The organism is Thiomonas sp. TH-17 (assembly GCF_057473305.1).
On record NZ_JBYCKI010000085.1, the window covers coordinates 1 to 11016 of the forward strand.

Annotated in this window: 12 protein-coding genes; 2 read left to right on the forward strand and 10 right to left on the reverse strand. The window is 65.0% G+C overall.

All coding sequences use genetic code 11. From position 1 onward, the window contains the following. Positions 1-2021: Orn/Lys/Arg family decarboxylase (locus tag AC2VLV_RS05545; protein ID WP_486989025.1), on the forward strand; the 2021-nt coding region annotated here is incomplete at its 5' end. A 132-nt stretch (positions 2022-2153) separates the two neighbouring features. On the opposite strand, the gene AC2VLV_RS05550 is transcribed toward AC2VLV_RS05545, so the two are convergent. From AC2VLV_RS05550 to mltG, 6 genes are all read right to left on the reverse strand, one after another. After that, positions 2154-2789, reverse strand: a complete 636-nt coding sequence (locus AC2VLV_RS05550) for an ankyrin repeat domain-containing protein (protein ID WP_486989026.1) — start codon at positions 2787-2789, stop codon at positions 2154-2156. A gap of 73 nt (positions 2790-2862) precedes the next feature. Beyond that, complete coding sequence (locus AC2VLV_RS05555; RefSeq protein ID WP_486989027.1) at positions 2863-3645, reverse strand: TatD family hydrolase; 783 nt, start codon at positions 3643-3645, stop codon at positions 2863-2865. A 22-nt stretch (positions 3646-3667) separates the two neighbouring features. After that, entirely contained in the window at positions 3668-4042 is a 375-nt protein-coding gene (locus tag AC2VLV_RS05560; RefSeq protein ID WP_276708413.1) for a PilZ domain-containing protein, read from the reverse strand. A gap of 3 nt (positions 4043-4045) precedes the next feature. Beyond that, positions 4046-5050 (reverse strand): DNA polymerase III subunit delta', encoded by a 1005-nt coding sequence (locus tag AC2VLV_RS05565; protein WP_486989028.1) that lies wholly within the window; start codon positions 5048-5050, stop codon positions 4046-4048. Further along, positions 5047-5694: a dTMP kinase gene (gene tmk, locus AC2VLV_RS05570; RefSeq protein WP_486989029.1), complete on the reverse strand. Its 648-nt coding sequence runs from the start codon at positions 5692-5694 to the stop codon at positions 5047-5049. The genes AC2VLV_RS05565 and tmk overlap by 4 nt, the downstream gene beginning before the upstream one ends. Next, positions 5691-6689 (reverse strand): endolytic transglycosylase MltG, encoded by a 999-nt coding sequence (gene mltG, locus AC2VLV_RS05575; RefSeq protein ID WP_486989030.1) that lies wholly within the window; start codon positions 6687-6689, stop codon positions 5691-5693. The genes tmk and mltG overlap by 4 nt, the downstream gene beginning before the upstream one ends. 117 nt (positions 6690-6806) lie before the next feature. On the opposite strand from mltG, the gene ygfZ reads away from it, so the two are divergent. Then, on the forward strand, positions 6807-7751 hold the full coding sequence (gene ygfZ, locus AC2VLV_RS05580) for a CAF17-like 4Fe-4S cluster assembly/insertion protein YgfZ (RefSeq protein ID WP_486989031.1): 945 nt from the start codon (positions 6807-6809) through the stop codon (positions 7749-7751). On the opposite strand, the gene AC2VLV_RS05585 is transcribed toward ygfZ, so the two are convergent. From AC2VLV_RS05585 to AC2VLV_RS05600, 4 genes are all read right to left on the reverse strand, one after another. Further along, the gene (locus AC2VLV_RS05585; RefSeq protein WP_486989032.1) at positions 7727-8722 is read right to left on the reverse strand and encodes an alpha/beta hydrolase; all 996 of its coding nucleotides are present in this window, start codon (positions 8720-8722) and stop codon (positions 7727-7729) included. The two genes, ygfZ and AC2VLV_RS05585, sit on opposite strands and share 25 nt — an antisense overlap. Beyond that, positions 8710-9576 carry a CoA transferase gene (locus AC2VLV_RS05590; protein WP_486989033.1) on the reverse strand — a complete coding sequence of 289 codons (867 nt, stop codon included), beginning with the start codon at positions 9574-9576 and terminating at the stop codon, positions 8710-8712. The genes AC2VLV_RS05585 and AC2VLV_RS05590 overlap by 13 nt, the downstream gene beginning before the upstream one ends. Before the next feature lie 16 nt (positions 9577-9592). Beyond that, positions 9593-10021, reverse strand: coding sequence for an RNA-binding S4 domain-containing protein (locus AC2VLV_RS05595; RefSeq protein ID WP_486989034.1), 429 nt, complete (start codon positions 10019-10021; stop codon positions 9593-9595). Next, positions 10018-11016 (reverse strand): LLM class flavin-dependent oxidoreductase (locus AC2VLV_RS05600; protein WP_486989035.1); only part of this gene is annotated, 999 nt, incomplete at its 5' end. The genes AC2VLV_RS05595 and AC2VLV_RS05600, both read right to left, overlap by 4 nt.

An 11016-nucleotide genomic window follows, 5' to 3' on the forward strand; every position in this document is an offset into this window, starting at 1 on the left:
ACAACCTGCGCGCCTTCATTGAGGAGATCCGCTTTCGCAACGCCGAGATTCCCATCTACCTCTACGGCGAAACGCGCACCTCGGGGCATATTCCGAATGACATCCTGCGCGAGCTGCACGGCTTCATCCACATGTTCGAGGACACACCGGAGTTTGTCGCCCGGCACATCATCCGCGAGGCGCGTTCTTATATGGATTCGCTGGCGCCGCCGTTCTTTCGCGCCCTGGTCGGCTACGCCGCCGATGGTTCCTACTCCTGGCATTGCCCCGGGCATTCCGGCGGGGTGGCGTTTCTGAAGAGCCCGGTGGGGCAGATGTTCCACCAGTTCTTTGGCGAAAACCTGTTGCGCGCGGACGTGTGCAACTCGGTGGATGAGCTTGGCCAGTTGCTCGACCACACCGGCCCGGTGGCGGCGAGCGAGCGCAACGCGGCGCGCATCTTCCACGCCGATCACCTGTTTTTCGTCACCAACGGCACTTCCACCTCGAACAAGATGGTGTGGCACTCTACCGTGGCGCCGGGCGACGTGGTGGTGGTGGATCGCAACTGCCACAAATCCATTCTGCACGCCATCATCATGACTGGCGCGCTGCCGGTGTTCCTCACCCCCACGCGCAATCATTACGGCATCATCGGGCCGATTCCGCTGGCCGAATTCCACCCCGACAACATCGCCCGCAAGATTGCCGAGAATCCGCTCACGCGACATCTCGTCGGCAAGGTCAAGCCGCGGGTGCTCACCATCACCCAGTCCACCTACGACGGCGTGCTCTACAACGTCGATGCCATCAAGCAGATGCTCGACGGCCACATCGACACCCTGCATTTCGACGAAGCCTGGTTGCCGCACGCCTGCTTCCACGACTTTTATCGCGGCATGCATGCCATCGGCCCCGACCGCGAACGCACAAAAGAGGCCATGGTGTTTGCCACCCAGTCCACGCACAAGTTGCTCGCCGGACTGAGCCAGGCATCGCAGATTTTGGTGCAGAACGCGCAAAACCAGCAGCTTGATTTCCACCGCTTCAACGAGGCGTATCTGATGCACAGCTCCACCTCGCCGCAGTACGCCATCATCGCCTCGTGCGATGTAGCCGCCGCCATGATGGAGCCGCCGGGCGGCACTGCGCTGGTCGAAGAAAGCATTCTGGAGGCCATGAACTTCCGCCGCGCCATGCGCAAGGTCGACGCCGATTACGGACAGGACTGGTGGTTCAAGGTCTGGGGGCCGAACGGCTTGGCGGAAGAGGGCACCGGCGAGCGCGACGACTGGCTGCTGCACGCCACCGATGACTGGCACGGCTTCGGCGCCGTGGCCGACGGCTTCAATATGCTCGATCCCATCAAGTCGACCATCGTCACACCGGGGCTGAACATCAACGGCGATTTCGACGCCACAGGCATCCCGGCCGCCATCGTCACCCGGTTCCTGGCAGAGCATGGCGTGATCGTCGAAAAGACCGGGCTCTACAGCTTTTTCATCATGTTCACCATCGGCATCACCAAAGGCCGGTGGAACACCCTGGTCACGGCGCTGCAACAGTTCAAGGACGACTACGACCGCAACCAGCCGCTGTGGCGCATCCTGCCTGAGTTCGTGGCGCAGAACGCGCGCTACGAGCGCATCGGTCTGCGCGATCTGTGTCAGCAGATCCACGAAGCCTATCGTGAGCAGGACGTGGCCCGCCTGACCACCGAGATGTATCTCTCCGATCTGCAGCCGGCCATGACGCCGACTGACGCCTACGCCAAGATGGCGCACCGCGACATCGAGCGGGTGGAGATCGACCAGCTCGAAGGCCGCATCACCGCAGCGCTGGTCACGCCGTACCCACCGGGCATTCCGCTGCTCATTCCGGGCGAGCGCTTCAACGCGCCCATCATGCGCTATCTGAAATTCGCCCGCGATTTCAACCTGCGCTTTCCGGGATTTGCCACCGACGTGCATGGACTGGTGACCGAAACCGACGCCAGCGGAAACAAACGCTATTTCGTGGACTGCGTGCGCAACGCGGACTGAAACAGGTTTCTACCGGCGGCGGCTTCGAGAGGGGCCGCCGTCAATCTCTCGATGTGCAGTTATGTTGCATACTTAACATAATGCACATATGTTCTCATAATGACACCCGGCCAAGGGGCAGGAATGGCGCGCTTACCAGGAACCCTGCGGTCTATCCTTGCCCAGCGCTTTGGCGATCATGTTGGCGATGTCCTTGTGGTTCATTTTGGTCGCCAAGGTCAGCGCGGTGAAACCCATGGCATTTTTGAGCTTCGGATCGGCGCCTTCTTCGAGCAGCAGCTTGACCGTGCTGTCATAGCCAAAATACGCGGCCATCATCAGCGGCGTGGAGCCGTTGGGCGCGGCGGCGTCTATGTAGGCGGAATGTTCGAGCAGATACTTGACGATTTCGGTGCGCCCCCGGGTGGCGGCATAGGACAACGGCGTCCAGCCCGGTTTGTTGATTTCCGCGCCTTTCTCGACCATGAGTTTGACGATGTCGAGATCGCCCTGAAGGCTGGCGATCATCAATGCATTTTCGTCGGACGGGGTCAGGTAATTGAGATGAATATGCGGATCATCGATCAATACCTTGGCGACCTTGAGCGAGTTGTAGCGCAGCGCCAGATACAGCGCCGAATTGCCTTTGCTGTCCACCGCGTTCGGGTCGAAACCCTGCGCCAGCAGACTACGCACGGCACCCACGTCGTCGATATTGACGGCGCGGAAAAAGTCGGTGTAAGCCCCGGCGTAAGCCCACCCACCCGAGCCCGCGAGCAGCGCCGCCACGGCGGATGATTGGAGAAACTGGCGTCGGCCTCTATTCATAAACCACCTTAACTATTATTCTCAACTCAATGATTTATTGAAGAAATAACCGAGAGAAGTTATCGCTGGTCTGTTCTGCCAACGCGTCCCGATCCACGCCGCGCAATTCGGCCAGATAGTCGGCGACGTAACTCACATAGGCCGGCTCATTGGTCTTGCCACGATGCGGCATGGGGGCCAGATACGGGCTGTCGGTTTCGATCAGCAGGCGGTCGGCCGGAATTTGCACGGCCACATCGCGCAGCGCCTGGGCGTTCTTGAAAGTGACGATGCCCGCGATGGATATGTAGAAGCCCAGATCGAGGGCGCGCTGCGCGACATCCCAGTTTTCGGTGAAGCAATGCATCACGCCCCGCGCACGTCCCTGCCCTTCCCCGGCCAGAATGGCGAGCGTGTCTTCGGCGCTGGCGCGGGTGTGAATGATCAGCGGTTTGTCGAGCTGCAAGGCGGCACGAATATGCACCCGAAAGCGCTCGCGCTGCCATTCCATATCGGCCACGGTGCGCTCGCCCAGGCGGAAATAGTCGAGCCCGGTTTCGCCTATGCCGACCACGCGCGGCAATTGGGCCAGGCGCGCGAGGTCTTCAACCGCGGGCTCGCGCACGCCTTCGTTATCGGGGTGCACCCCCACAGAAGCCCACACCCCGGGGTAACGCAGCGCGATGGCGTGCACCGCGTCGAATTCTTCGAGCGTGGTGCAGATGTTGAGCGCCCGCGTCACGCCTTTGTCGTGCATGTGCGCAAGCACGTCGTCGAGGCGTTCTTCCAGGCCCGGATAGGCCAGGTGGCAGTGGGAATCGGTCAGTGCGGCGGTCATTTCAGCGGTATTCCAGACGACATCAAATGGTGTTGGTCGGCTTGCCACTGGCCTCGGCGGCGCCCAGCGCTTCTTCGATTTTCACCTTCAGGTGCCGCGCCTTGTCGTCGGCGGGAAAACGCACGCCGATGCCCTGCGGGCGGTGGTTGGCGGCATTGGCCGGGTTGATCCAGGCGACTTTGCCTTCGACCGGATAGCGCTGCGGGTCGTCCACAATGGTGAGCAGCAGATAGACGCCCTCCCCCAGCCGGTATTCGTGCGGCGTGGGCACAAAAATGCCGCCCTCGGGGAAGAAGGATATGTACGAGGCATACAGCGCCGGTTTCTCCTTGATGGCCAGCTGAAGAACGCGGGGCTTGTTGGCGGCAGCGCTTGCGGCGCGGGGGGCGGTAGCCATGAATCAATCTCCTTGGGAGAAAAGCTGGGCAAATTCTAGGAGCAGTGCGTCGCTGGCGAGTGCCTGATTCAAAGGAAACCCGGCCAGCCGTTGTTTCTGGCGCCAGCCGTCCAGGGCATCAGCCATTTTCAGCGGTGCGATGCGCTGGGCGAGTGCGGTCAGAGCCGACAATTTTTGCGGCAGATAAAGCGGGGGCGCGCCAGACTGCACGCGCTGCAGATCGCTGCCGATTTTCAGCAGGGTCGCGACGCCAGCCGCCTGATCGGGCGGCGGCGGCAGGGTGGACGACTGCGGACTGGCGGCTTGGCGCGACAAGACGTCCAGCAGGCTTTCGGCCCATTCAAGCCCTTGCGCCGGGTTGGCCTGATAGACCGCGCCCTGACACCAGGCCAGCACGGCCTGCTGTGGCCCGGTCGCCACCGTCTTCCCGCCGAGTTGTTGCTGCGCCTCGGCTGCCCCTGGGCGCGGCAGTGCCGCCAGGCGACAGCGGCTGCGAATCGTGGGCAGCAAGGAGTCGAGCCGGTGGGCGCCGAGCAGAAACTGCACGTCTTCCGGCGGTTCTTCGAGGGTCTTGAGCAGCGCGTTGGCAGCGGCCGCATTGAGCGCATCGACCGGATAGATCAGCGCCACCTTGGCGCGGCCGCGGTGGCTGGTGCTCACCGACCAGTCGTTGAGGCGGCGGATCTGCTCAATGCGGATCTCCTGGCTCGCCGTCTTGGTCTCGGAGCGTGGCGCTGTCTCTTCAGACGGGTTCAGGCCGAGTTCGGGCCACATCGCCTCGGGCGCTGCGATCAGTAAATCGGGGTGCGTGCCCGCTGCCAGCAGCGCGCAACTGGCGCAGTGCCCGCAGGCCTTGTAGGTGGGCAGGACAGCGGGAAGCCGAGCGGCTTCACGCTCGGAGGCCGTGAGCGACTGGGGCGATTCGCACAGCAGCGCGTTAGCCGCGCGCTGCAGTAGCGGCCATTTGCCATAACCTCGTGGTGCGTGAATAAGCCAAGAGGAATTCATTTTGAATCAAACTCTTGCAAAACTTTCTTCAAGTGTTCTGTGATGATATTTTGTACCGCTTCCGGGGTTTGTGTGCCGTCGATCACTCGCCATTTTTCGGGCGCGCTGGCGGCCTGTTGCAGGTAGTTGGCGCGTACCCGGGCAAAAAAATCAACGCTTTCCTGCTCGAAACGGTCTCGCTGCCGCGTCTGCGCCAGACGCTGCGCGGCCACCTCGGGCGGCACATCGATCAGGATGATGCAGTCCGGGTACAGCCCCGGATGCACCCAGCGGGCCAGAGCTTCGAGCCGTTCGGTGGGAATGCCCTTGCCGCCGCCCTGATAGGCGAGCGTCGCCGCCGTGAAGCGGTCGCACACCACATCGGTGCCGCCCAGCAGGGCCGGCTCGATGACCCGCAGCACATGCTCCTGCCGCGCCGCGAACATCAGCAGGGCTTCGGTTGCCGGGCGCATGGTCTCGTGCAGCAGCAGTTCGCGGATTTTTTCGCCGATTTCGGTGCCACCCGGCTCGCGGGTGAGCATGACCTGGCGGTTGGTTGCGCGCAGCACATCGACCACGGTCTGCAACTGGGTCGATTTGCCTGCGCCGTCGATGCCCTCGAGAGAGACGAACAGGCCGGGACGGTAGGGATTGAGTGCGCTCATGGAGTCTTGAGGATGTAACGTGCCACAGCCGCATTGTGCTGCGCGAGCGTGTCGGAAAACTGGCTGGCGCCGTTGCCTCGCGCCACGAAATACAGCGCCTTGATCGGCGCGGGATGCAATGCCGCCTGCAGCGAAGCCTCGCCCGGAAGCGCGATGGGCGTTGGCGGCAGGCCGTTGATGACATAGGTGTTGTAGGGCGTGAGCGTTTGCAGGTCACGTTTGGTGATATTGCCCTTGTAGCGCGCGCCCATGCCGTAGATCACGGTGGGATCGCTCTGCAGCGGCATGCCCGCGCGCAGACGGTTGATGAACACGGCGGCGATTTTTTCGCGGTCAGACGGCTTGCCGGTTTCTTTCTCGATGATCGAAGCCAGGATGAGCGCTTGCTGCGGCGTTTTCAGCGGCAGGTCGGGCGCGCGCTGCGCCCATGCGGCGGCCAGGCGTTTCTGCATCGCCTGATAGGCGCGGCGCAGCACGTCCAGCTCTGACGAGCCTTGCGCATACAGATAGGTGTCGGGGAAGAACTCCCCCTCGGGCGGGGTCTGCGCCGGAGCGCCGATACGCTGCATGATCTGCTCAGAGGTGAGGTCGCCCACGTCATGCTGCAGACCGGGCGCCTTCGCCAGCGACTGCAGCATCTGCTCAAAAGTCCAACCCTCGGGAATGGTGATGGATTTCAGCGTCTGATCGCCGCGCGCCATACGTTCGAGCAACTCCCACGGCGTCATGCCGGTGCTGATTTCGTAGCTGCCGGCCTTGATTTCCGCGCCGCGTCCGCTCAGGCGGGCCAGCCAATAGAACAGGCGCGGCTGCAGGTCGGCGCCCTGCGCCTTGACCTGTTGCGCCGCCGACAGGGCGGAACTTCCGGGGCGTACCGAAAAGTCGAGCGGGCTCTCGCGCAGAGCGATGGGCTGGTTGGCCCACCAGACAGACGCCCCGGCCGCCAGGGCCAGAACGATCAAACCGAGAAGAAGGAGTTTTCGCAGAAAACGCACGTTGTAAGTGGAAGGAAGTTGCCGCCGGGGCGCCGACCACCGCGCGCCGGTGGCAAATAACCTTCCTATACTAGCCTAGCCGAGCCCCCATTCAGGGGGCTTAACCATCAGCCGCTCATGCCTCTGCTCTCCTGTCCTCTCGATCAACTCTCCCTCTTGCGTGTCTCGGGACCGCAGGGCGCCGATTTGCTTCATGCCCAGCTCAGCCAGGATTTTCAGCATTGGCCGGACGAGCAGGCGCGGCTGGCCGCGCTGCTCAACCCGCAGGGGCGGATGCTGGCCGACTTCATCGCGGTGCACCTGGCGCCCGAGCAGATCGGCCTGTTGCTCGACGCCTCGATTGCCGCCGCCGCACTGCAGCGCCTGCGGATGTTTGTGCTGCGCCTGAAATGCACCCTCGACGACGCCAGCGCGCAGTGGGCGCGGCACGGACTGTTGGGCAACACCGCCGCCGACTACCCGGCCTCGCTCGCTCCCCCCGCCCAGCCCTGGGGCGTGCGGCGGCTGGAAAGCAGCGCGCTTTTGTTGCGTCTGCCGCAGGCGGGCTCAGCGGTGCGTTGCGTGCTGCTGACCGAGCGGGAGCAAGCCACGCAGGCCGCGCTGCAGGCGGAACTTGCCGCATTGCCCGCGCTGTCGCCGTCTGAGTGGGCGCTGCAGGACATTCGCGCGGGGCTGCCGCGCCTCGCCGCCGCAACGCAGCAGTTATTCGTGCCGCAAATGCTCAACTTTGAATTGATCGGCGGGGTGAATTTCAAAAAGGGCTGCTATCCGGGGCAGGAAGTGGTGGCGCGTAGCCAGTACCGCGGCACCCTCAAGCGGCGGATGTATGTGGTGAGCGGCCCGGCCGCCATGCAGCCGGGACAGGAATTGGTGCACGCAGCCGATCCGGGCCAGCCCTGCGGCGTGGTGGTGAATGCCGCGGCCGATGCTGCGGGTGTTTGGTGGGCGCTGGCCGAGCTGAAAATCGCCCTCGCCGAACAGCCGGGCCTGCATCTGGGCAACGCCGAAGGTCCCGAACTAAAGCTGGGCGCCCTGCCCTACGCGCTCACCGCGCCCGATTGAGCCTGCGCCTTCCGTAGCGCGAGTGCGGCGGCTTCCACCGCCTGACCCGCCTCGGGCAAGGCCCGGCTCATTTTGATGAAATTGTGGGTGACGCCCGGCCATTCGGTCATCTCGACCTTCACCCCGGCGCGGCGCAACAACGTGCCGTAGGCTAGACCCTCATCGCGTAGCGGATCGCAGCCGGCAACCGCGATCCAAGCCGCAGCCACGCCCTGGTGCTGGGTTGCCAGTTGCGGGGCGAATCGCCAGTCGGCGCCATCGCGCGGGTCGCGCAGGTAGTGACCGAAAAACCAGTCGATCTGTTCGCGGTCGAGCAAAAATCCGTGCCCATAGCGCTGTTGCGACGGCGTTTCATGCCCGCAGCCCATGCCCGGATAAAACAGCAGTTGCAAGGCCAGCGGCAGCTCGGCGTCGCGCGCCGCCAGGGCGCAGGCCGCCGCCAGCGTGCCACCGGCGCTGTCTCCGCCGATGGCGAGGCAGTGCGTGTCCACGCCGAGCATCTCGCCGTGGGCGTGCAGCCATTGCAGCGCATCCCAGCTGTCGTTGAATGCTGTGGGAAAGCGGTGTTCCGGTGCGAGCCGGTAATCGAGCGACAGCACCATCCAGCCCGAGCGCAAGGCGAGTTGACGGCACAGCGCATCGTGCGTGGCCGCGCTGCCGATGACAAAGCCGCCGCCGTGCAAGTAGAGCAAGGCGGGTTGCGGCGCCTGCCAGTCGGCAACGCGGGGGGCGTAGCGGCGCAGCGTGAGGCGCTCACCATCGCGGCTCGGGCAATCGAGCGTGTCGCACAGTGGTAGCACGGCCGGGGGAAAGTCGAGCACTTCGGCCATGCGCGCATAGGCGGCGCGGGCGGCTGCGGGGGTGAGTTGCTCAAACGCAGGCTGCCCCGCACGAGCAATGCGCTGCAACAGCTCGCGCATGCGCGGCGTGAGGTCGGCCTCGGGCGGGCCTTGGGGCTTCAGGTCGTCCATGCCCAGAGCGGCAGATCGTGTTGCTGCGCCAGCGCGGTGAGCTGCGCGGCGGTGTGCGATTTGCACCAGCGGGCGATCGATCGGTGCGTCGCCCCTTGCGCCGCCAGCGCCAGAGCTTGCTTGAAATGGGGCTCCAACGCCGCAATCGCCACCAGCCCGTCGGCGCAGACATAGACGCCATATTCGGGCAAGGCGCCGCCGAGCAGTTGCCCCGAAGCGGTCATTCCCAGCGCGCGGGGCACGGCGGCAAAACCGGCCGCGTCGGACAACGCAATGTCCAGCATCGCCCCCTTGCCTTGCACGCGTTGGTGCAGCAGCGCGCCCAGGGCGGCCTCGCTCACCAGCAGCGCGCCGGTCATGTCGGCCAGCAGCGTGGCGGGAAGTTGCGCGGCATCGATCAGCCCGGCCTCGGCCTGGAAGGTGAGATCATGCCCCGGCAGATGTCCCTGCGCCCCCGGATAGCCGACGACGAACACGGCGCTGAGTTGGGGATGGCGCGCGGTCAGACTGCGCCGGTCCAGCCCCAGCCGCTTGAGCGCTGCGGGGCGGAACGCCGTCAGCAGCAGGTCGCTTTGTTGCAGTTGCTCGTGCAGCGCCGTCTGGCCTCCGGCGGTTTTCAGATCGAGCTTGCGCACCGGCACCGCCTTGTGCATGGCGCGGTAGAGTGCGGGCGACATCTGCGCCATCGGGTCGCCGCCGGGCGGCTCGATTTTCAGCACCTTGGCGCCCAGCGCGCGCAGGCGGGCAGCGGCGGCCGGGCCCGGCAGGTTGAGCGCCAGAGTGACGATGCGCACGCCACTCAGCGGCTTGTAGCTTCGGGGATGACGGGGGTAGAGACGTGCGGTGTCCGGCATGGGCGGCAAGGGTGGCTCAATCGAGGTTGCTGTCGAGCATACGCTGCAACTCCCGGCGATCGAGTTTGCTCGGTCGCCCCTGACGCACCGCTTCCGGCTCCGGGCTCAAGCGGCGCAACTCGGCCTGCCTTTCACGCTGCAGGCGGCTGGCCTCGGTCTCGCGGTACAGGGCTTGCGCCAGCGGTGCGGACTGCCGCTGCAGCCCGACCTGCAGCACCTCCACTTCCCGGCGCTCTCGTTCCTGCTGAATCACCAGCACATCGCCGATGCGCACCTCTTTGGCCGGTTTCGCCGGAGCGCCGTTCACCGACACGCGGCCCAGTTCACATTGCGACGCCGCGAGCGCGCGCGTCTTGCACCAGCGCGCCGCCCAGAGCCATTTGTCGAGGCGCTGCGATGCGGCGGCTGCCGATGTGGCGGGTGTGGAACGGGCCTTGGCGCTCATGTCATCGCTTGCGCGGCGATGTCGAGCGCGCGCAGCCGCAGCGGTGCGTCGAATACATCGCAGACCAGCATGAATTCGTCCGCCTGCGTCGACTCGGCCAGCGCAGCAAAGCCCTGCCGTACCGTCTCGGGGCTGCCGATGACGGCGGCAGCGAGAAAGTCTTGAATCGCGGCACGCTCCTGCGGGTGAAGCTGTTCCAGATAGCGCGCCACCGGCGGCGGCAGTCGGCCGCGCTGCCCGGTGAGAATGCCCAGCACGCGCTGATAGGTGCTGCTGGCGAGAAATTGCGCCTCTTCGTCGGTTGGCGCGGCGATCAGGGGCACGCCGATGATGACGTAAGGCTGCGCCAGCGCGGGCGAAGGCCGGAACTCTTGTCGATACAACTCCAGCGCCTGATGCAGCAGGCGGGGCGCGAAGTGTGAGGCGAAGGCATAAGGCAACCCCCGCTGCGCCGCCAGCCGCGCAGAAAACAGGCTGCAGCCCAGCAGCCAGATGGGCACCTGCGTGCCCGCACCGGGCATGGCGACCAGGCGCTGACCGGGCTCGGCCGGGGCGAGCAGATGTTGCAGCTCGGCCACATCGCGCGGGAAATCTTCTTCGCGCTCGATGCGGTCGCGGCGCAACGCGCGCATGGTCATCGGATCGGTGCCCGGCGCGCGTCCCAGACCCAGATCGATGCGCCCCGGATACAGCTCGGCGAGGGTCCCAAAGGCTTCGGCCACGACCAGCGGCGCGTGGTTGGGCAGCATGACGCCCCCCGACCCCACGCGGATGCGCTGCGTGCCGCCGGCCACATAGCCCACCAGCACCGCCGTGGCCGAACTTGCCACGCCGGCCAGATTGTGATGCTCGGCCATCCAGTACCGTTTGAAGCCCAGTGCTTCGGCATGTTGCGCGGTGCGCAGGGCGATCTGCAACGCCTCGGCTACGGTGCCGTTTTCGCGCACGGCAACGAGATCGAGCAGAGATAAAGCGATGTTTTTCAGAGAGTGCAT

Excerpts from the sequence above, each read along its gene's own strand:
- AC2VLV_RS05590 (WP_486989033.1), bottom strand. The coding sequence starts at position 9,576 with ATGCCGGACACCGCACGTCTCTACCCCCGTCATCCCCGAAGCTACAAG.
- ygfZ (WP_486989031.1), top strand. The coding sequence starts at position 6,807 with ATGCCTCTGCTCTCCTGTCCTCTCGATCAACTCTCCCTCTTGCGTGTC.
- AC2VLV_RS05595 (WP_486989034.1), bottom strand. The coding sequence starts at position 10,021 with ATGAGCGCCAAGGCCCGTTCCACACCCGCCACATCGGCAGCCGCCGCA.
- AC2VLV_RS05585 (WP_486989032.1), bottom strand. The coding sequence starts at position 8,722 with ATGGACGACCTGAAGCCCCAAGGCCCGCCCGAGGCCGACCTCACGCCG.
- AC2VLV_RS05555 (WP_486989027.1), bottom strand. The coding sequence starts at position 3,645 with ATGACCGCCGCACTGACCGATTCCCACTGCCACCTGGCCTATCCGGGC.
- tmk (WP_486989029.1), bottom strand. The coding sequence starts at position 5,694 with ATGAGCGCACTCAATCCCTACCGTCCCGGCCTGTTCGTCTCTCTCGAG.
- AC2VLV_RS05560 (WP_276708413.1), bottom strand. The coding sequence starts at position 4,042 with ATGGCTACCGCCCCCCGCGCCGCAAGCGCTGCCGCCAACAAGCCCCGC.
- AC2VLV_RS05565 (WP_486989028.1), bottom strand. The coding sequence starts at position 5,050 with ATGAATTCCTCTTGGCTTATTCACGCACCACGAGGTTATGGCAAATGG.